The sequence below is a fragment of the Clostridium moniliforme genome, assembly GCF_017873235.1.
GTDB classification, from domain to species: domain Bacteria; phylum Bacillota; class Clostridia; order Clostridiales; family Clostridiaceae; genus Clostridium; species Clostridium moniliforme.
In genome coordinates this window covers 150478-172353 of sequence record NZ_JAGGJZ010000004.1, presented here as the reverse complement: position 1 = coordinate 172353, position 21876 = coordinate 150478, and the positions used below count along the sequence as shown (strand labels likewise).

The following is a 21876-nucleotide window of genomic DNA, read 5'->3' as shown; positions in this document are numbered from 1 at the left end:
TAAACGATTAACGTAACTAAAAAATCACACAAATATATTACAAATGTAACATTCGTGTGATTTTAAAAAACCTTATATTATTTAATATTTTTCCATATACTTATAGCTAAATCTGCATCTTTTAAATTTCCAATTACATTCTCACTTCCGTTGTTCTCATAATTTATAACTGGAATAGCTTTAGAAAATTTCTTTAAATCTTTTTGAGTTTCAGTTGAAAGAATAAAATCTATAAACGCCTCTGAAGCCTTTAGATTATCACGCTTATTAATTATTCCTACTCCATGTATATCTACACCAGTATTCTTAGGAGTAATTACTATAAGATTTTTAGTAGTTTCCTCCATTAACTTTATATTACTTAAATAGGCTACCCCAATTGGATATTCACCAGATGCAACATTTTGAACTACATTATATCCTCTAGTTGAAAGAAATCCCGTATTATTTTTTATTTTCGAAATAACATTCTTATACTTTTTTTCTCCTAATGCCTCATTTAGATAAGCTATAAAACTATGTCCAGTACCAGATGTTAATGGATTAGGTAATGCTATTTTTCCTTTAAACTTTGGATTTGTTAAATCTTCAAAGCTTTCAGGTAGAGGTATTTTTTTACTCTTAAATTTTTTGTCCCATATTTCTTTATTTATAACTATTGAAAAAGGATGAACCTCAAAGGCTGCTCCATTTCCATATTCTCCATTTAAAATCTTAGATATATTTTTATCATTAGGTGATGTATATCTTTTTATTATATTATCTTTTGCAAGCCTTTTTAAACTAAGTCCTGTTCCACTTAAAAATATATCTGCTTTAGGTGAAAATTTTTCATCTTCTATTCTAGATACTGCCTCTTGAGTTGGAAGTTGTATATATTCATAAGAGCAATTAGTTTTTTCCTTAAAAAGTTCTAATATAGATTTAGTTTCCTCTCCACGTAAACAAGAGTAAACAACTAAATGTTCATTGCTAAGGTCTGGAACTGAAGGAACTATACTTCTTTTAAGACAAAATACTGATGTAATTAAAACAATACTTATAAGAAACACCACCATTATAGTTTTAAACTTAATTTTTAAATTCATTTATAGCACCTTCCATATAAATTTTTTTACCATTATCATCAGCTAAAAATTGAATAACAATATAATTTTTATATACATCAATAAATACTAAATTATTTGTTTTATTTTCTAAGTCTTTATTTATTTTTATTTTAAGAGTATAAAGTTTTTTATCATTTATATTAGTTTTATTTAATTTAACTCTATCATTCATTGGAATTAACTTAGATAATTCTTTAGCTAAATTTAATTTTTGTTTTTTATTTAAATAAAATTTTTTATCTTTATCTATGCAATATATACTTGATTTATTAGCATTTAAAATATCAATTAAATGCTCATAAGTATTGAAGTAATTAAATAACACTCTATGTAACATATTTATTAAATATGAATTTGCACTGTAAGTATGTCCATCAAAAGTTAATTTGTTATTTAGAGAAAATTTATCAACTTTATTATTGTTATAAAATATCTCTCCATCAACTGTATAAGATGAATTATTACTTTCAACTACTTCATGTTTATTGGAAGATGAATTTTTTATTGTATTAATTAAATCTAAAATATGATCTATTTCAAGTTTACTTGTAATTATTGTTTTTCTATAGAAATCTGTATGTATTATTATTTGCTTTGGTATTGATGTATTTAAAGATTTTACTGCTGAAGCTTCATTTTCTACAATTGTTAACTTATCATAAACAGTATTAAAATTACCTAATAAAACTACAAAAATTATAATTATTATTGTAACTGCACCAGCTATTAAATATTTAATATAATTTTTCATTTGAATATCCTTTCATATATTAATTAGAAGAGTACTTATAAAAAATTATTGTACAGGTTGTACCTGAATATAATTCACTCTCAATTTCAAATGTTCCATGTTGATTTTTCATTATATCTTTGCATATTTTTAGTCCAAATCCTGTACTTGTTTCACTAATTGGATTTTTTGTATCAAATCCAATTCCATCATCTTTTATTTGTATTTCAAATCTATCCTCATACTTAAAAGAATTAATTGTTAATATTTCACAACCACTATATTTTATAGCATTATCTAATACATTTAAAAAAACCTGCTTTGTTTTATTGTAATCTCCATAAACAAAATGAGTAATACAATTATTTTCAACAATTATATGATATTTATCTAACCTATGCTGCAATATAGAAATACATTCACTAACTATTTTATTTAAATTAATGAATTCATTTGTAATTTGAAAAGAATCCTTTTCACTTTTTGCAATAGCTAATATTTCATTTACTAAATCTAAAAGCCTCTCTCCCTCTTGTTTTATAAAATACGAACTTTCATCTATTTGTTCTTTGTCATTTAATTTTGGCATAACATCTGAAAAACCAATTATTGAAGTTAAAGGTGTTTTAAATTCATGAGATATATTATCAAAAAATTCCTTCTGATTTTTGTAAGACTTCTTTATTTCTTTTATATATATATTTATATTTTCACTCATTTCATTAAAGGCATTTGCAAGTACTTCTACTTCATCTCCACTATTTATCAGTACCTTTTCATCATAATTTCCATTAGAAATCCTTTGAGAATAATCAGTAAGCTTAATTAATGGTTTTGTAAGTCTTTTTGCAAACATATAGAATAAAATTATACCTAATATCATAAAAAATAATGCAACAATAAATACAATATAAAAGGCCTTCCTTACTATTGTATAAGTTGATATATCCTTAAAAACAAACCTTACTACTCCACAAACTTTATTTTTATAAAATATTGGTGAAGAAATAAATATGTATGGAACTCCATCTATATTCTTTGTTATATAAGCCTTATTTCCATTAGTTGCTTCATCTATATCTTTATAATATCTTAATATATCCTTATCTGATGTAGTATCATATATTAATTTTTGGTATTCATTAAAAAATTGAACTCTAACATTAAATCTCTCTTTAAGCTCATTGCATATATATGGACCATAATCATCAATAATAGTATTAATATTAGAATCCTTATTTTCATTAATTATATTTTGAATGTATATTTGAGCTGATTTACTTTCTGCAATAAGTGAATTTATGGAACTATTTAATAGATTTGCAGTTAATATTTTAAATGTTATTATACATATAAAAACAATTATAGGAAAAAGAATAAAAATGCTTGTTATAATAATTTTACTCTTTATATTTAATTTAATTTTATTCAAATTCATCTATCTTATATCCTAATCCATATATAGTTTTAATGTATCCTTGACAAGATCCAAGTTTTTTCCTAAGTCTTTGTATTAACATATCAACTGCCCTTGTTGTTCCTTCAAAATCATATCCCCAAACTTTAGTTAAAAGTTCATCTCTTGAAAACACCTTTCCACGATTTTCACATAAATAAGTTAATACCTGAAATTCTTTATAAGTTAGTTCAATTGGTTCCTTATCTATTAAAACTTTTTTTTCTTTTAAAAATAATTTTATTTTACCTAAATTTAGTATCTCTTTTTCAAAATTTTTCTCAATGTTAAATAAACGTTTCTTTATTACATTTATTCTTAAAAGAAGCTCTGTACTATTAAATGGTTTAGTTATATAATCATCTGCTCCTAATTGTAGTCCTAAAAGCTTATCACTTATATTACTTTTTGCTGTTAGCATAATTATTGGAATATCTTTTATCTTTTTTATTTTATGTATAAGATTAAAACCATCTATATCTGGAAGCATGGCATCTAAAATTATTATATCTGGTGAATCCTTTATTATTGTATCTAATGCACAAACTGCATTTTTTGCTAAAAATACTTCATACCCTTCAACTTCTAAAGTAATTTTTAGTAATCTTAAAATACTAAATTCATCATCTACTGCAAGTATTTTCATTTTTCTACACTCCCCTTAATTTATTAAACACACTCTAATAAATTATAACAATAAAACTATTTACATACTGTTTAATTTATTGTTTAATATTTTAATATTTCTTTAAAATATTCATATTTTATTTTTATTTTTTGATTATTTTATCAATTTCTTAAATACATAATAAATATAAAATAATTTATTATATATCCTATTGACATTTTTAGTATATAGATTTATGCTAAGTATAATAACTTAATACCTTAAGAGGGAGTAGTGTTAAATATAACATCAACATTCTCGGTATATATTATGCCTGGTGTTATATACCCTAGTGGTTACGAGACTTTTAATATAAATTATGATTTTTTAAATCATAACTTATATTAAAAGTCTTTTTTGTTATGATAATAAAATTTAATTTGTTTGAAAGGAGTAATTTTTTAATGGAAAAATTTTTTAACAAATCTATTGAAGATGTTCTTCACAATTTTGGAACTACCAAAGATGGTTTAAATGATAATGAAGTAACTCTTTATAGAGAAAAATTTGGTGAAAACATATTAAATGAAAAAAAGAAAAAAAGCACTCTAGAGGTATTTTTTGAACAGTTTAAAGATCTATTAGTTATAATACTTATTATTGCTGGTATTGTTTCTATTGCAACTGGAAATGTAGAAAGCACTATTGTAATATTTGCAGTTATAATTTTAAATGCAATACTTGGTACTGTACAACATGTTAAAGCTGAACAATCTTTAAATAGTTTAAAAGCCCTTTCAGCTCCTAATGCTAAAGTTTTAAGAAATGGAACAAAAATTGAAATTCCTTCTAAAGATGTAGTTCCTGGAGATATTTTAATTCTTGAAGCTGGAGATTTAGTAGTTGCTGATGGAAGAATTATTGAAAACTTTTCTCTTCAAGTAAATGAAAGTGCATTAACTGGTGAATCAGACAGCATTACTAAAACTGACGAAGTAATAAATGAAGATGAACTTGCACTAGGAGATCAAAAAAATATGGTATTCTCTAGTTCTCTTGTTACTTATGGACGTGCATTAGTTGTTGTTACTGCTACTGGTATGAGTTCAGAACTTGGTAAAATTGCTACACTTATGGAACAAACTCAAGAAAAGAAAACTCCTCTTCAAATAAGTTTAGATGATTTTTCAAAAAAACTTGCTATTGTTATACTACTAATTTGTGTTGTTGTTTTTGGATTAAGCGTATATAGAAATACTCCAATACTTGATGCGTTAATGTTTGCTGTTGCCCTTGCAGTTGCTGCAATTCCAGAAGCTTTAAGTTCTATAGTTACAATAGTTTTAGCCCTTGGAACTCAAAAAATGGCTAAGGAACATGCAATAATTAAATCTCTTAAAGCTGTTGAAGGCTTAGGTTCTGTATCAATAATTTGTTCAGATAAAACTGGTACTCTTACTCAAAATAAAATGACAACTAAACAAATTTTTGTTGATGGTAAATTAATAAATTCCGAAGGCTTAGATTTAACAAATGAAGCTGAACAGTATCTTTTAAATAATGCAGTTTTATGTAATGACTCAACTTCAATAGATGGACAAGAAATCGGTGATCCAACAGAAGTTGCATTAGTAAATCTTGCTCACATATACAATTTAAAAGAAACTGCCATAAGAGATGAATTTAAAAGATTAAAGGAAATTCCTTTTGATTCAGATAGAAAACTTATGAGTACAGTTCACGAAATTGATGGAAAAACTATAATGTTTACTAAAGGTGCTTTTGATGTTTTATTAAGTAGAGTTACTTCTATTAAAACTTCAAAAGGTGTTAGAAAAATAACTGAAGATGATAAACAAAATATAATAGATACAAATATGGAACTTTCTCAAAATGGTTTAAGAGTTTTAGCTTTTGCCTATAAGGAACTTCCAGAACTTCGTGATTTAACTTTAGATGATGAAAATAACTATACTTTCTTAGGATTAATATCAATGATTGATCCTCCAAGAGTAGAATCTGCTGAAGCAGTTAAAGATTGTATATCAGCTGGTATTAAACCAATTATGATTACTGGTGACCATAAGATTACAGCTTCTGCAATTGCTAAACAAATAGGAATTCTTCAAGATGGAGATATGGCAGTTACTGGTCTTGAAGTTGATAAAATGAGTGATGAAGAATTAAATAGAAAGCTTGAACACATAGCTGTTTATGCAAGAGTTTCTCCAGAGCATAAAATTAGAATAGTTAATGCTTGGCAAAATAAAGGTAAAATTGTTGCTATGACAGGTGATGGAGTTAATGATGCTCCTGCTTTAAAACAATCTGATATAGGTATTGCAATGGGTATTACAGGAACTGAAGTTTCAAAGGATGCTGCATCTATGATACTTACAGATGATAACTTTGCAACTATAGTAAAGGCTGTTACTAATGGAAGAAATGTTTATGCAAATATAAAAAATTCAATTAAGTTTTTACTTTCTGGTAATGCATCTGGAATAATTGCAGTTCTTTATGCATCACTAATGGCACTTCCAGTACCATTTATGCCAGTACACTTACTATTTATAAATCTTTTAACTGATAGTTTACCTGCTATTGCAATTGGTGTAGAAAAACCTACTAAAGATCTTTTAAAGGATAAGCCAAGAGATAGCAAAGAATCTATTTTAACTAAAGATTTTGTTTTTGATATAGGTCTTGAAGGTTTAATAATTGCAATATTTACATTAGTTGCATTCCATATAGGACTTGAAACTAGTGCTGCTGTTGCAAGTACTATGGCTTTTGCAACTCTTTGCTTAGGTAGATTGTTCCACGGATTTAATTGTCGTAGTAAATCTTCAATATTTAAACTTGGATTAACTACAAATAAATATTCAATATATGCATTTTTAACTGGTGCAGTACTTTTAACTTTAGTATTATTTGTACCACCACTACAAAGATTATTTGCAGTCTCTAAACTTTCACACACTCAAATGGGACTAATTTATCTTTTAGCTTTCTTACCAACTGTTATAATACAAGGTATAAAAGTGTTTAAAGAAGCTTTCTCAAAGGATTCTAAAGAGGAAGAAGAAGTACATCACGCTTAAATAAAAATTAGGCTACTGTCTAAATAATTTTAAATAAATGGGAGGTATATAAATTTACTTTTATATACCTCCTTAATTATTATTTCATAATTTTTCTAACTAAATTTATTCTATCTCCAAAGGGTGCAAACCTAAGTGGAAATTCTATAAATGTTCCTCTCTTTATAACAGTTTTTCTGTGGGTAAATGTATCAAAACTTGCCTTTCCATGATACTCTCCCATTCCACTACATCCAACACCTCCAAAGGGAGCATATTTAGATGCAGCTTGTAATACTGTATCATTAATTGTAACTCCTCCTGAAGTTGTGCTATTAAGAACATATTCTATTTTTTCTTTACTTTCTGAAAAATAATATAAAGCTAATGGCTTATCTCTGTCATTTACAAAATTAATAACATTTTTTAAGTCATCAAATTCTAGTACAGGGAATATAGGTCCAAAAATTTCATCTGTCATAACTTTACTATCTACACTAACATCTGTAAGAATTGTTGGCATCATATATTTTTCTTTTACATTAAATTCTCCACCAAAATAAATATTTCCATCTTTTAAATATCCACTTAATCTTTCAATATCTCTTTCTCTAATAATTCTTGGATACTCATAATTTTTCTTTATATCTTCTCCATATTGATCTTTAATCTCTTTAACTAAAAGCTTTAAGAACTTTTCCTTTATTTTTTTATTTACAAATAAATAATCTGGTGCAACGCAAGTTTGTCCTGAATTTAATAATTTTCCCCATATTATTCTCTTTGCACTTAATTCTAAATTAGCATCTTCATCAATAATACAAGGACTTTTCCCTCCAAGTTCTAATGTTACTGGAATTAGTTTTTTTGAAGCTGCTTCCATTACTATTTTTCCTACCATAACACTTCCTGTAAAGAAAATATAATCAAAATTTAATGTTAATAATTCACTTACTACTTCTTTTCCACCTTCTGGACAAACAACCTTTATATATTCTTCTTCAAAGTTTTCATTTAATATTTTTTCTAGAACTTTTGATGTATTTATTGAGTATTCAGAAGGCTTTATTATAACGCAGTTTCCAGCTGCTATTGCTCCAACCAAAGGAGCTAATATAAGTTGAAATGGATAATTAAATGGACCTATTATTAAAGCTACTCCATAAGGTTCTTTATATATATAAGTTTTACTTGGAAAGTAAATTATTGAACTCTTTTCTCTTTCTCTTTTCATAAACTTTCTTAAATGTTTTAGTTGATAGTTTATTTCATCATATACTATGCCAACTTCTGTTGAATATCCTTCAAAAAAAGACTTACTTAAATCCATCTTTAAAGCTTCAAGAATATCCTCCTCATTTCTTTTTATAACTTCCTTTAATTTTTTTAAATTATCTAATCTAAAATTAATATCCTTTGTTTTTCCTGTTCCATAAAATTCTTTTTGTTTTTGTAATACCTTATCCAATTCCCCCATTTTTTGCTCACCTCTAGTTTTTCTATTTACTTAGATTTTATCATATACTAGGTTTCCATTAAACTTATTTAAAGATATCTTAAACTCTGGAATGCCTGCTGCATATGGTGCTATTTCATATTGTTCATAATAAATAACTAAATTATCATCATTTATATAAAATTTAGTATTATCATCTATTCCTTTAAAAGAATTCCCATCTTCAAAATAATTTTCTTTATTCTTATTTATCTCTTTTCTAATTTCATCATCAATAATCTGTCTATAATTATATCCTTTTTTAAATAACTCATTAAGTTTTAAAACTCTGCCATTATTTTCATCAATAGAATAAGCCTTTCTTGTTGTAATTCCATGAGCACCACCAGTAAACTGATAATAATCTATATAAAAACTTAAAATATTATTTCCTTCTTTAGTTAAATAATATCTTGAATAAAGCTGATATCTATTATTGCATATATATCCACTCTTCTTATAGTCTTCTAAATTTTCTTCAACTTCTTTAATCCATTTGTCAGTCCAATTGTATATTTCATTATTAATATTATTAAACTTTTCTCCTGATATTTTAGGATAACTCACATCAATTTCAATACAACTATCTTTTTTATTTATTTGATTATTTTCAACTAGTACACTTTCATTTACAGTTTTAATATCACTTATCCACAGCTTATGTGCAAAACTTATTGCAACAAAAATTATCCACAATAAAGCTAAAGTCTTTAAAAATCTAATTTTCAAAATATATCCGCCTACCTTTTACAACAAATTTTTTTGAAAAATCTACTTTTTTAATAGTATTCTTCAAAATACAAGAAATTATCTACAGATATATCAACAAGTTTATAACAACTTATCCACAGGGACATGTGGATTATGTTAGTAATATTTTGAATTTAATAAAAAAAATAGGTACTTATAACACTTAAAATGCTATAAATACCTATTTTAATTATTTACTTTTTTCTTCTTTGTTTTGTTTTACATTAAATAGTTTTTGTTCTTTCCCAACATTATTAACCAATATATTTATATTATTATTTGATACAAACTCTCCTGTTTTTTCTAATGTTCCATATTTTAATGGATTTCCAGTAACAGTTACTATAATTCTTCCATCTGGAATCATTTTATTATCTTTAGAATAAATTAATATTTCTTCAAGAGCCTTATCTATCTTTTTATTATTAATTTTTAAATTGTTAAGCATTTCTTCACCCTTAGTTGTTGGTGAATATGAACTTACTACATTACCAAATGAATTAACATCTAATTTTATTTGTGATGTTGTATTTATTAAAATGCTTCTATCTATTTTATAGTATTGTCTAAAAAATCCTCCACCAATTAATATAAGAATAACTGCTGCAATTGCAATATATAACTTATAATCTCTTAAACTTTTTTTTGGTACTGTATTAATTTCTTCTCCTTCAACCATATTAGATTCAATTTTTACTTTTTTAAATTCTCCCATACTAGTTAAAACACAACCACTAAACTTAAGCTTTTTTATAAGTAATCCCCTTAATGAATTTTCTTTTTCTAAATTAATTTCTACTATATCTGTAATTTCTTTATTTTCTTCTTCCTTTTCTTCATCAAATTCTTCGAATTTCATATAATCTTGTATAAGTTTATAATTAGGATTTGAAAATATAATTACATATGAAAGTATATAATCATTCCATTTTTCTATAAAACCTCTTGGCTGCATAGTTTTTTTAGCTAATATATTTGGTGGTAATTTCTTTTTCTCTTGTATATATTCTAATAAATCCACATTTTCTATTATAAAAAAAGTCATACTTAAAATTGTATTCCTATCTTTATAAGTTGGAGTAGCTGAAAACAAATCTTTAAATAAAACCTTATATGAATACAGTTCCTCTTCTAACGAAGATATTTGTTCTGCTCTTAACTTATTTACCTCTTCACTTATTTCTACCAAATTTGGTTGGCTTAAAAATCTATACTTATTTCTATCAAATATCTTCAAATCCATATTTCTCCCCTTTTTTAATACTATTTTTCTCATATGCTATCATTATTCTATTTAATTATACCTAAATATAGTTTTTTTTTAAATGAAATTAGAAATTAATAATTATTTTTGTGGTAAACTTATAAAAGAATTATTTATTAGAGGTGAAAAATATGCGTATTGGTTTAGGTTATGATGTACATCGATTAGTTGAAAATAGAGATTTAATTCTTGGAGGAGTAAATATCCCTTATAATCTTGGACTATTAGGTCACTCTGATGCTGATGTGCTTACACATGCAATAATGGATTCATTATTAGGAGCTACAGCCTTAGGTGATATAGGTAAACATTTTCCTGATACTGATCCAAAATATAAAGGAATTTCTAGTATAAAACTTCTTAAAGAAGTTAGTAAACTTTTAAAAACAAATAATTATGTAATAGGAAATATAGATGCAACTATAATTGCAGAAGCTCCTAAAATGGCTCCTCATATAACAGAAATGAGAAAAAATATATCAAAAGCTTTAGATATAGATTTTGATAAAGTGAATATAAAAGCAACTACTGAAGAAGGCCTTGGCTTTACTGGAAAAGGACTTGGTATTTCTTCTCAATGTATAGCTTTAGTAAACAAAATTTAATTAAATTTCAGGCTATGTTTTGTGTATAAGAGATATTACAGTTATATCTAAAATTAACACTACTTTAAAACATAGCCCTTATTTTAAAAAATTTTATATCTACTTTATTTTTTCATTAAATTTATAAAAATTTTATAATATTACTTTAAGCATTTGTATTATAATTTAATTCCACTATATTTTCTTCTTTATTTCTACTCCAATAAACCACTATGGCAATTAAAGCTGATATTCCCATTAAATATGGGTAATATAAATATTGCATTATTTCAAAAGGTGATATAGCTGCAAGTCCTGCTGCTGAAATAAGTTGAGCACCATAAGGTATTATCCCTTGAAAAACACAAGAAAACATGTCCATAATTCCAGCTACTCTCTTTGGCTCTAAATCAAATTCATTTGATACATCTTTAGCAATAGGTCCAACAGTAACAATTGCTATTGTATTATTTGCAGTGCAAATATCAACTAAGCTTACCAATGCACCAATTCCAAGTTCTGCCCCTCTTCTTGTTCTAAATTTTTTAAGTCCTTTATAAAGTATAAAGTCTATTCCCCCATTATATTTTATAAGTGCAACCATTCCTGATATTAATAAAGAAATTATTATTAACTCACTCATTCCAGAAATACCATCTGCCATACTTTTAAATAAATCTATAACCCCAAAACTTCCAGTAGAAATTCCTATTATTGCTGAAAGTATTATTCCTGAACCTAAGACAAATATAACATTAATACCTAAAAGAGCAGCTACTAAAACTCCTATATAAGGCACAATTTTTATTAAACTATAATTATAATTTCCTAAGTTATAAGTTTCTGTTCCACTTGTTATTAACATAAATATAACTGCTGTTATTATTGCTGCTGGAAGAACTATTTTAAAATTCATCTTAAACTTATCTCTCATATCGCAACCTTGTGTCCTAGTTGCTGCTATTGTTGTATCTGATATTATTGATAAATTATCCCCAAACATAGCCCCACTTACAACAGAACCAACTACTAGTGCTACAGCTATTCCTGTTTTTTCAGATATTCCAAGTGCTATTGGTACAAGTGCAACTATTGTTCCCATAGAAGTTCCAACTGATAAAGCTATAAAACAAGCTACTATAAATATTCCAGATACTAATAGGTTTGGTGGCAATATTGAAAGTCCTAAGTTAACAGTTGAATCAACAGCTCCCATTGATTTTGCTACTGAAGCAAATGCTCCTGCTAATACAAAAATTAAAATCATTAGTATAATGTTAGAATCTCCAGCACCTTTACAGAAAATCTGTAATTTTTCTTCAAATTTAATTTTATTATTCATAATAAGTGCTGTAACTGCTGCAATTAAAAATGGTATTATTACAGAAACAGCATAGAAGTTTTTAGCCACTATTGCAATTCCCACATAAACAACTATAAAAACAACTAATGGTATAAGTGCCCACCAATTTCCTTTCTTTGTTTCATTCATTTCCCTTTCTCCTCCTTATAAATTATAATTAAAAATTAAAAAAAGCTTCTGATAGAAATCAGAAGCTTTATAACACTCTATAAACACAACTTATCTATCAGTTAACACTGCTGGAATTAGCACCACACTAAATAATTAAAAACGACAAATAATCAATGTAATTTAACATTGATTTCTTATAGTCATTCCTACAATAATTATTAGTAGGTTGCCGGGTTTCATAGGGCCAGTCCCTCCACCACTCTTGATAAGACTTTTTTAAATTTTATTGTTACTCATTATATCATTATTAATTTTAACTGTCAACACTTTAAAATCTATTAAAAATGATTTAATATAATTGTTTTTTTAGATTATTTACATAGGTATAATTTTTCTAAAGAGTCTTAGATAATTTATTTAATAAAATTTTTCTAAAAGCTTTAGAAACATCATTGTTAGTTCCTACTTCTGAACACAATTTTCTCCAGTCCTGTATTGATACTCCTATATCATCTTTAAAATTTTGTTCTTTATTAGTCATTTCTATTGATTCAGCAACAAATTCTCCAAGTTCCTTTGCTGATTTAAATATTTTTATATATAGAAATCTAGTATTATCTCCAACCCAAATTTTATTAAATTCCCTACAAAATCTTATTAGCGTTCTAATAATTTCATCATCATCTTTATCCCATAAATTATTTAGAATTCCATATTGCTTTTTCATAAGTTTTAATTCATCTTTATCAATTTTATTATCTGAAAAAATACTATTTATTAAATCAGCAGTTGGTTTAGGTGGAATTTTCATTATTAATTCTTGTGTTCCATAAGCCCAATTATAAAATGCTTTTTGTAAAAATGAATGTTGAATATATCCTAATAATGCTTTAATATTTGGAAAATATGAATATACATTTTCTATTCCATTTTTATTTGAAAATATAAGTGAATGCACATATACAGATTTGCTTGTTGGTAAGTTTTTAGCAAATACGTGTCCTCTTATATTATTGTGTTCGTTTACATTACTAGTCCAAAATTCAAATGAATTATAATTGTCTTTCATACATATCACCTTTCTTTTTTTAATATAATATACTATATAGTATATTATACCACATTCCCTTATATTTACCCCTATTTTTTTTAACTAATTTTTACTAAACATATTTTTTGAAATTGATTTTATTAAATTTTTTATCTATAATTTAAAATGTTAGTAAGGGGGATATTATTTGTATTTTTGTGAAATTTGCAATAAAAAAGCTGACATTCATCATATTGTTCATAGAAGTGAAGGCGGTTTTGATATAAAATTAAATTATATGTATTTATGCGAAGAACATCATAGAGGCAAAAAAGGACCTCACCACTGTTTAGAAACAGATATTATTTATAAAATTAAATTACAAAAAAAATTATACAAATTATTAAATAAAGATTTTTATTCCTTTAAGGAAATCTGTACTATACTTGAAGCTTCATGCAATTTAGTTAAACGTATAGTAAAAGATTTAAAATTATATAAAGAAGGTTACAGGAAAGAAGATATTATCTTTATTCTTATGGGAAAAAATTATTATTCAGAAGAATTATTAGAAAATATAAAACTTCAAAAACTTTCTCAAAGCATTTATTGACATATGAAATTTGTATGATTATAATATAAAATAACTTAAGAAGATAAATACGTTGATGAGAAGAGTATGTTAAATCCTCATTTCCAGAGAGAAAATACATTAGCTGCAAGTATTTTTATATGAGCTTAACAGAAAACTACCTCGGAGTGACTCCAATCCAGTCCGTTATTGTCACGTTACGACAAACCAAAGTGATTCTTAAACTGTTTAAGAATAACTAGAGTGGAACCACGGATATTATACTTCGTCTCTATTTTTAGAGATGAAGTTTTTTTATTTTAGATAATATTTTTTAGTTTATATACACGAAAGAAAGGAGTTTTTTAAATGATTAAAGTTACTTTAAAAGATGGTTCAGTAAAAGAATTTGAAAAAGGCGTATCAGTTTTAGATATAGCAAAAGGTATAAGCGAAGGCCTTGCTAGAAATGCTTTTTGCGGTTTGGTAAATGGAGAGGTTGTTGACTTACGTCACAAGGTTAATGAGGATGCAGAAGTTGGAATTTGTACTTTTGATTCAAAAGAAGGAAAAGATGCATTAAGACATACTGCATCACATGTATTAGCTTATGCAGTTAAAAGATTATTCCCAGATGTTAAAATTGCTATAGGACCTGCAATTGAAGATGGTTTCTATTATGATTTTGATAAAGAGGACTCATTTAGTACTGAAGATTTAGCTAAAATTGAAGCTGAAATGAAAAAAATAATTAAAGAAAATCCTTCAATTGAAAGATTTGAACTTCCAAGAAATGAAGCTTTAGAACTTATGAAGGATGAACCTTACAAGGTTGAGCTTATAAATGACTTAGGAGAAGATGAAGTTATTTCATTCTACAAACTTGGTGATTTCGTAGACCTATGTGCAGGTCCTCATATAATGTCACTTAAACCAATGAAAGCTATAAAACTTTTAAGAAGTGCTGGTGCTTATTGGAGAGGCGACGAAAAGAATAAAATGCTTACTAGAATATATGGTACTGCATTCTTAAAAAATAAAGATTTAGAAGAACATTTAGCTGCTATTGAAGAAGCTAAAAAGAGAGACCACAACAAGCTTGGTAGAGAATTAAAGTTATTTACTACTGATGAAAATGTAGGTCAAGGACTTCCTTTAATAATGCCAAAAGGAGCTAAAATAATTCAAACACTTCAAAGATGGATTGAAGATGAAGAAGAAAAACGTGGTTATGTATTAACTAAAACTCCTTATATGGCAAAGAGCGATCTTTATAAAATTTCAGGACACTGGGATCACTATAAAGATGGAATGTTTGTTTTAGGAGATGAAGAAAAAGACGATGAAGTTTTTGCTTTAAGACCTATGACTTGTCCATTCCAATATGCAATTTATAATTCTGAGCAACACAGTTACAGAGATCTTCCAATAAGATATGCTGAAACTTCTACTCTATTTAGAAATGAAGCATCAGGAGAAATGCATGGACTTATAAGAGTTAGACAATTCACTCTAGCTGATGGTCACTTAATTGTTACTCCAGAACAATTAGAAGAAGAATTTAGAGGCGTTGTAAGCTTAATCGACTATATAATGAATACTTTAGGAATTGCAGATGATATTTCTTATAGATTCTCAAAATGGGATCCAAAAAATAAGGAAAAATATATTGATAATCCAGAAGCTTGGGAAAAAACTCAAGTTATAATGAAAAATATATTAGATCACTTAAAGATAGATTATGTTGAAGCTGATGATGAAGCAGCATTTTATGGACCAAAACTTGATATTCAATTTAAGAATGTTCATGGAAAAGAAGATACAATCATAACTGTTCAAATAGACTTTGCTCTAGCTGAAAGATTTGATATGACTTATATAGATAAAGATGGAGAAAAGAAACGTCCATACATTATCCATAGATCATCAATTGGATGTTATGAAAGAACACTTGCTATGCTTATTGAAAAATTTGCAGGAGCATTCCCAACTTGGCTTGCACCAGTTCAAGCAAAAGTTCTTCCTCTATCAGACAAATACAATGATTACGCTGAAAAAATCGTTAAAGATTTAAGAAATAATGGTGTAAGAGTTGAAGCTGACTATAGAGCTGAAAAACTTGGATATAAAATTAGAGAAGCAAGACTTGAAAGAATTCCATATATTCTAGTTGTTGGTGAAAAAGAAATGAATGATAATGCTGTTTCAGTTAGAAGCAGAAAAAATGATGATGAAGGTTCAATTAACTTTGAAGACTTCAAAGCTAGATTACTTAAAGAAATAGCTGATAAAGCACTTTAATATTAAAAGGTACGTATAAATTTTATACGTACCTTTTTATGTATCAACTTTATAATTTAAAATTCTATTTAGTCTTTTTGGATTGAATTTGAAGTAATACTGTTACAAGTATTGCTGTAGTAAAAGAACCTGCTAATATAGAAATTATAAATCCTGGTAAATTAATTATAGTATTTGGAATTACAGTTAAAAAGAATCCTCCATGAGGTGCCTTTATTCCAACATTTAATAATAAAGCTACTATTGAACCTACAGCTGAACCAGTCATACAAGCTGGTAAAACTGCCTTAGGTTTAGCTATTGCAAAAGGAATAGCTCCTTCTGTTATAAAACTTAATCCTAAAACAAGAGTTGCCTTTCCAGCTTCTCGTTCACTTTTATCCCATAGTTTAGGTCTAACCATAGTTGATATTGCAATTCCTATTGGTGGAACCATTCCACATACCATGGCTGCTCCCATCGGTCCATAAACACCTTCTGCTAATAAACCCACTCCAAATGTATAAACTATTTTTGAGAATGGTCCTCCTAGGTCAAAATATAATAATCCAAAAACAATTCCTAATAATACTGCACTACCACCACTTAAATTTCCTAAAAATTGTGTAACATATTTTGTTACAACTTGAATTGGTGAGCCTATAACATATATCATAAGTAATCCAACTATAAGAGTAGAAAGTACTGGTATTATAAGAATAGGTTTAAGTCCTTGAAGTGATTTTGGTAATTTAATATATTTATTTAATAACAATACTAAATAACCTGCAATTATACCTGATAAAAGACCACCTAAAAAACCTGCTCCTATAGTTGAAGCTATCCATCCACCTACAATTCCTGGTGCAAATCCTTGTTTATCTGCTATTGAATGAGCTATAAATCCACTTAAAACCGCTACCATTAATGCAAACGCTGAATTACCACCTATTTCAAATAATGCCCAAGGTAAACTTCCTTTTTCTTGATAAGCATATATTCCAAATGCAAATGAAAGTGCAATTAATATTCCTCCTGCAACAACTAAAGGTATCATGTATGAAATACCACTCATTATATGCTTATATATTCCTGTTATATTTGCATTTCCTGTAACTTCTGATGTACTTTTTGATTTTACAATATTAGTCCCATTATATGTAAGAGCATCATTAATTACTTCCTTAGTATTTTTTATAGCTTTATTTGCTGGAATTGTCAAAGCTTGTTTACCTGCAAATCTAGATTCATCAATATTTTTATCTACTGCAAATATAACTACATCTGCTGCAGCTATTTCTTCTGCTGTTAGTATATTTTCAGCTCCTGATGCTCCTTGTGTTTCTACTTTAATATCAATATCTAATTCTTTACCTGTTTTTTCTAAAGCTTCTGCTGCCATATATGTATGAGCAATTCCTGTTGGACACGATGTAATAGCAACTATCTTCTTTTTCATTTCAATCCACTCCTTTATTTATTATTGTATTTTGAAGTTTTTAATACATTATAGTAGTGAAGTAAACAATTTTTTATGGCTTCCTCTGATAAATTACATGAATCATAGTAACTTCTATTAGCAAAGTCCTCTTTTAGCGCTTCTCGAGCTGCAACTGTTAAATCTGTAAATATATTAACTTTGCATATTCCTTTTTCTACAGCCTTTGTAATATTTTCATCTCCTGAGCCAGAACCTCCATGAAGCACTAAAGGTATGTCCACAACTTTAGCTATTTCATCTAATCTTTCAAAATCTATTTTAGGAACTCCTTTATATTCTCCATGAGCTGTACCAATTGATACTGCAAGCGAATCAACTCCTGTCATTTCAACAAACTTAAGTGCTTCTTCTGGATCAGTAAGATTTCCCTTATCTTTATCTGCATCTATATAAGACTCTCCTCCACCTACATGTCCAATTTCAGCTTCAACACAAACATTTTTTTTATGAGCAATTTCAACTATTTCTCTTGTAAGTTTAACGTTTTCATCAAATGGTAAACTTGATCCATCAATCATAACTGATGTAAATCCCATTTCAATAGCCTTTTTTACTTTATCCTTTGAAAATCCATGGTCAAAGTGTAAAACTATAGGAACTTCACTTTTTTCTGCATAAAATTTAACTAAATGTACAGCTTCTTCTATACTTAAAGCATCCATATGTACTTCTGCTAAACTAACTAATAATGGTGTTTTATTTTCATTAGCAGCCTTTAAAACTCCTCTTAATGAATTTAAATTCCAAATATTAACTCCTGGTATGGCATAATTATTTTCTTTTGCTTTTAAAAATAACTCTTTACTATTAACTAACATCTCAAACCTCTCCCTTATATAAATTTATTGTAATAATTCAATTATTTCTTTTGGTGTTTTAGCATTTTTCATATTATTTCTGAAATCATCATAAATTAATTTTCTAGCTACTCCTGATATAATTTTTAAATGTAGTGTATTAGTTTCTTCAGTTTTTGGTATTGCAAGTATAATCGCAATATTAGTATTACTTCCATCTAATGATTCCCAATCTATTTTATTGGCTAATCTATATATAAATATAGCTGGCTTTAATATTCCTTCAGCTTTTCCATGTGGAATAGCAAACCCATCATCAAATGCAGTACTTGATTCTTCTTCTCTTTTTAATAAAGCTTCATATAATACACCTTTTTTATTTATAATTCCCATTTCCAATGCCTTTTGATCTACTTTTTTAAATAAATCATCTTTGTTTTCTACATATTCATCTAAGAATACTCTTTCTTCACTTATTAATTGATTAATTTCCATTTTAATTTCTCCTCATTAATTTATTTTAATATTTTTTCCAATGTACTTATTGATGGATTTTTTAACATTTTTTCTATAAATGATTTATCATCTCTTAAATCATTTATCATAGATACAACACCTCTTAATTTTTTATTATCTTTTTTACTAAAAGATAATAAAAATATTACATTTACTTTATTGCCATCAAAACTATTTATTCCTAATTTAGATACTCCAATTATAATTTTAGAATCTCCAAATTCAGTTACTTCTATCTCATGAGGTATTAATATTCCATTTCCTATATATGTTGAATAAATATTTTCTCTACTTATTATGTTATTATAAAAATTTACATTATTTCTTAATTTCATTGCTAATGTTTTAATTGAATCTTTTACATTTTTTTCTTCTAGTATAACTATTTCTTTACAGAGTATATTTTTTAGAATTTTTATATTTTTATCTTCATTTATTAGATTATTTATTTTATTTCTTATTTTTCTGCTATATGATATAGATTTTATAACTTCACATTCCCAATTTTCTTTTAGATTAATATCTGATATTATAAGAGATGGCTTTATATTATCTTCTAAATATATTTTTGCCTCATCCTCACATTCAAATATCAATAGGTTGCCTAAATATGATTTAAATTCTTTATTTATTTTAATGTACAATACTTGGGATTCATAACCATGATCTGAAATTATTATTACATTTATTTTATTGTTTTTATTAACTCTTATTTGACTTGCTGCAATATGTATTGCAAGCAAAGCTATTTCTTGTTCTGGAACATTTATTGAAAATAACTTTTCTAATTTATTAGCTAAGTTAATAGCTATATCATATTCATATACATAATTTTTCTTTGTTTCTTCTAAAATATCTCTATATATATAACAATTAGCATCTATTACATATAAAAGTTTATTTATATGTTTTATTATTCTTTTTTGAAAATACTTATCTTTTTCTAGATTTAATTCAAATTGTAAATCTAATTCTTTTAGTGCTCTATCTATATTTTTTTCATCTTGATCACTTATAATTGTAGGTATATTAAACATAAGAATTTGAGATAATATATAGTCTTTTTCATATTCTTTTATACTTATAATATTTTCATTTATGTAATTAAATATCTTTTCTGCAAATATTATAACTTCTTTATTACAATAGTTTTTAAAAGATTTTATTTCTGAATATTTAATATTAAAATCATACTTATATCGCATAATCATAGTTACTAATCTTAATGATATTATTTTTCCTTGAGTTTCTGTCATAACATTATTTTCTGTTAATACGTTTTCAATAGATTTAAAATTTTTATAAGCTCCATTATAAAAATAAAAATCTAAATCTTTACTATAATTTTCATTTTTCTCGATTAATGATAGCTTTATATAAATATTTCTTAGCTGAAATTCGTTTCCTAATAAATGATAATTGCCTTCTTTATCTTTTATTATTTTTATGTCTATTTTTTCATTATTAAACAATACCTTTAAGTTAGATATTAATTTAAAAACAACTGATTCACTTAAATACAAATTTTCACAAAGTTCAAATATACTATGTGGTTTTTTATACAATAATTTATATGTATTAAATATTCTCATATCTTTTGTATCTGGCATATAAGAATCTAAATAATCCGAAAGCCATCTTTCATTTTTTACTATTAATTTATAACCTTTTGACATTTTAGATTCTATTTCAACATAGTTACTTATAGTTTCATTTATTTCTTTTATGTATGTTCTTAAAGTTCTTGTAGTTATATTTAAATTATTTGCTATATCCCCTCCCTTAGTGTAAGAATTACTATCATTTTTTTCGTAATAAAGCTGTCTTAATATTTTTTTAATCATCTCCATCACCTACTAACTATATAATGCATCTTTTGTAAATCATAATCAAATTATCTTTTTCCACTATGTAGAGGAAATTTTTCTATTATTTAGTAATATAACTAAATAATAAATAAAAAAATATTACTGAAATTTTATAAATTACAGTAATATTTAAGTACAATTATTCATTTATCTATATGAAAAAATCTAATATAATACTACATATCATCTACTTATGTTAATTATTCTCTCTTCTGTTATTATTTTATCTACCTTAACATCATGTTTTTCATTGTTAATTGAATTTAAAATCTGGAATTCATAGGCCAAGGCTATTTTTTCTGCATTAGTCTTATTTTTTTCTAAAAACCTATCATAATACCCTCCTCCATATCCTATTCTATTTCCACTATTATCAAAAGCAACTCCAGGCATAACAAGGAGATCTAACTTATCCACATCAAAATTGTTATTATCCCCAATTGGCTCTAATATTCCATAACTACTTGTGACTAAATTTTCTAAAGAGTCTATTTTTATTAAAAGCATTTCTTTTCCCTTAACTTTTGGTACATATACCTCTTTGCCTTTTTTTAGAGCATCTTCTATTATTACTTTTGTATTTATCTCTGATCCAAATCCAATATAAATGAAAATTCCTCTTGCTTTTTTATATGAATCTTCTTTTTTAAATGATTCAATAATTTTATTATCCATAGAGGTTTTATCTTTATTTTTTATTTTATTACGTTTTCCAATAATACTTTTTCTAATTTCTTTTTTCAATTCCTTAATATTCATAA

The 21876-nt window shown here is 26.1% G+C and carries 18 protein-coding genes, 1 riboswitch and 1 other annotated feature; of the genes, 4 read left to right on the top strand and 14 right to left on the bottom strand.

Translation table 11 applies throughout. The features are described 5' to 3' along the window. Positions 1 to 77: 77 nt before the first annotated feature. The 4 genes from J2Z53_RS08350 to J2Z53_RS08335 are packed head-to-tail and all read right to left on the bottom strand — an operon-like array spanning position 78 to position 3941. Positions 78 to 1088: an extracellular solute-binding protein gene (locus J2Z53_RS08350; RefSeq protein ID WP_209797033.1), complete on the bottom strand. Its 1011-nt coding sequence runs from the start codon at positions 1086 to 1088 to the stop codon at positions 78 to 80. Continuing rightward, complete coding sequence (locus J2Z53_RS08345; protein WP_209797032.1) at positions 1072 to 1860, bottom strand: DUF3919 family protein; 789 nt, start codon at positions 1858 to 1860, stop codon at positions 1072 to 1074. The genes J2Z53_RS08350 and J2Z53_RS08345 overlap by 17 nt, the downstream gene beginning before the upstream one ends. Before the next feature lie 19 nt (positions 1861 to 1879). Further along, the gene (locus J2Z53_RS08340; protein WP_209797031.1) at positions 1880 to 3277 is read right to left on the bottom strand and encodes a sensor histidine kinase; all 1398 of its coding nucleotides are present in this window, start codon (positions 3275 to 3277) and stop codon (positions 1880 to 1882) included. Then, the gene (locus tag J2Z53_RS08335) at positions 3264 to 3941 is read right to left on the bottom strand and encodes a response regulator transcription factor (protein ID WP_209797030.1); all 678 of its coding nucleotides are present in this window, start codon (positions 3939 to 3941) and stop codon (positions 3264 to 3266) included. Before J2Z53_RS08335 ends, J2Z53_RS08340 begins: the two co-directional genes overlap by 14 nt. A gap of 425 nt (positions 3942 to 4366) precedes the next feature. On the opposite strand from J2Z53_RS08335, the gene J2Z53_RS08330 reads away from it, so the two are divergent. Beyond that, positions 4367 to 7006 carry a cation-translocating P-type ATPase gene (locus J2Z53_RS08330; protein ID WP_209797029.1) on the top strand — a complete coding sequence of 880 codons (2640 nt, stop codon included), beginning with the start codon at positions 4367 to 4369 and terminating at the stop codon, positions 7004 to 7006. A gap of 79 nt (positions 7007 to 7085) precedes the next feature. Here J2Z53_RS08330 and J2Z53_RS08325 read toward each other — a convergent pair whose 3' ends face one another. The 3 genes from J2Z53_RS08325 to J2Z53_RS08315 form a co-directional block, all read right to left on the bottom strand. Beyond that, the gene (locus J2Z53_RS08325) at positions 7086 to 8462 is read right to left on the bottom strand and encodes an aldehyde dehydrogenase (RefSeq protein WP_209797028.1); all 1377 of its coding nucleotides are present in this window, start codon (positions 8460 to 8462) and stop codon (positions 7086 to 7088) included. 30 nt (positions 8463 to 8492) lie between these two features. Then, entirely contained in the window at positions 8493 to 9209 is a 717-nt protein-coding gene (locus J2Z53_RS08320; RefSeq protein WP_209797027.1) for a DUF3298 and DUF4163 domain-containing protein, read from the bottom strand. A 211-nt stretch (positions 9210 to 9420) separates the two neighbouring features. After that, the gene (locus tag J2Z53_RS08315) at positions 9421 to 10473 is read right to left on the bottom strand and encodes an anti-sigma-I factor RsgI family protein (protein WP_209797026.1); all 1053 of its coding nucleotides are present in this window, start codon (positions 10471 to 10473) and stop codon (positions 9421 to 9423) included. Positions 10474 to 10625: 152 nt separating this feature from the next. On the opposite strand from J2Z53_RS08315, the gene ispF reads away from it, so the two are divergent. Then, positions 10626 to 11099, top strand: coding sequence for a 2-C-methyl-D-erythritol 2,4-cyclodiphosphate synthase (gene ispF, locus J2Z53_RS08310; protein WP_209797025.1), 474 nt, complete (start codon positions 10626 to 10628; stop codon positions 11097 to 11099). Between the two features lie 145 nt (positions 11100 to 11244). On the opposite strand, the gene J2Z53_RS08305 is transcribed toward ispF, so the two are convergent. Continuing rightward, positions 11245 to 12570, bottom strand: a complete 1326-nt coding sequence (locus J2Z53_RS08305) for a Na+/H+ antiporter NhaC family protein (RefSeq protein WP_209797024.1) — start codon at positions 12568 to 12570, stop codon at positions 11245 to 11247. 87 nt (positions 12571 to 12657) lie between these two features. Beyond that, positions 12658 to 12824, bottom strand: a riboswitch (SAM riboswitch). 122 nt (positions 12825 to 12946) lie between these two features. Next, complete coding sequence (locus J2Z53_RS08300; protein ID WP_209797023.1) at positions 12947 to 13621, bottom strand: hypothetical protein; 675 nt, start codon at positions 13619 to 13621, stop codon at positions 12947 to 12949. Between the two features lie 169 nt (positions 13622 to 13790). Between J2Z53_RS08300 and J2Z53_RS08295 the strand changes: the two genes are divergently transcribed. Together J2Z53_RS08295 and thrS are read left to right on the top strand one after the other, a co-directional pair. Further along, positions 13791 to 14195: an HNH endonuclease gene (locus tag J2Z53_RS08295; RefSeq protein WP_209797022.1), complete on the top strand. Its 405-nt coding sequence runs from the start codon at positions 13791 to 13793 to the stop codon at positions 14193 to 14195. Between the two features lie 43 nt (positions 14196 to 14238). Further along, positions 14239 to 14450, top strand: a binding site (T-box leader). Between the two features lie 72 nt (positions 14451 to 14522). After that, complete coding sequence (gene thrS / locus J2Z53_RS08290) at positions 14523 to 16454, top strand: threonine--tRNA ligase (RefSeq protein ID WP_209797021.1); 1932 nt, start codon at positions 14523 to 14525, stop codon at positions 16452 to 16454. A gap of 64 nt (positions 16455 to 16518) precedes the next feature. Here the strand turns inward: thrS and J2Z53_RS08285 are convergent, their stop codons facing one another. From J2Z53_RS08285 to J2Z53_RS08265, 5 genes are all read right to left on the bottom strand, one after another. Beyond that, on the bottom strand, positions 16519 to 17892 hold the full coding sequence (locus tag J2Z53_RS08285) for a PTS fructose transporter subunit IIC (RefSeq protein ID WP_209797020.1): 1374 nt from the start codon (positions 17890 to 17892) through the stop codon (positions 16519 to 16521). Positions 17893 to 17906: 14 nt separating this feature from the next. Then, the gene (locus J2Z53_RS08280; RefSeq protein WP_209797019.1) at positions 17907 to 18752 is read right to left on the bottom strand and encodes a class II fructose-bisphosphate aldolase; all 846 of its coding nucleotides are present in this window, start codon (positions 18750 to 18752) and stop codon (positions 17907 to 17909) included. A 24-nt stretch (positions 18753 to 18776) separates the two neighbouring features. Next, complete coding sequence (locus tag J2Z53_RS08275) at positions 18777 to 19226, bottom strand: PTS sugar transporter subunit IIA (RefSeq protein WP_209797018.1); 450 nt, start codon at positions 19224 to 19226, stop codon at positions 18777 to 18779. Positions 19227 to 19246: 20 nt separating this feature from the next. Next, the gene (locus J2Z53_RS08270; protein ID WP_209797017.1) at positions 19247 to 21091 is read right to left on the bottom strand and encodes a BglG family transcription antiterminator; all 1845 of its coding nucleotides are present in this window, start codon (positions 21089 to 21091) and stop codon (positions 19247 to 19249) included. Between the two features lie 207 nt (positions 21092 to 21298). Next, positions 21299 to 21874: a 5-formyltetrahydrofolate cyclo-ligase gene (locus J2Z53_RS08265; RefSeq protein ID WP_234925809.1), complete on the bottom strand. Its 576-nt coding sequence runs from the start codon at positions 21872 to 21874 to the stop codon at positions 21299 to 21301. Positions 21875 to 21876 lie beyond the last annotated feature (2 nt).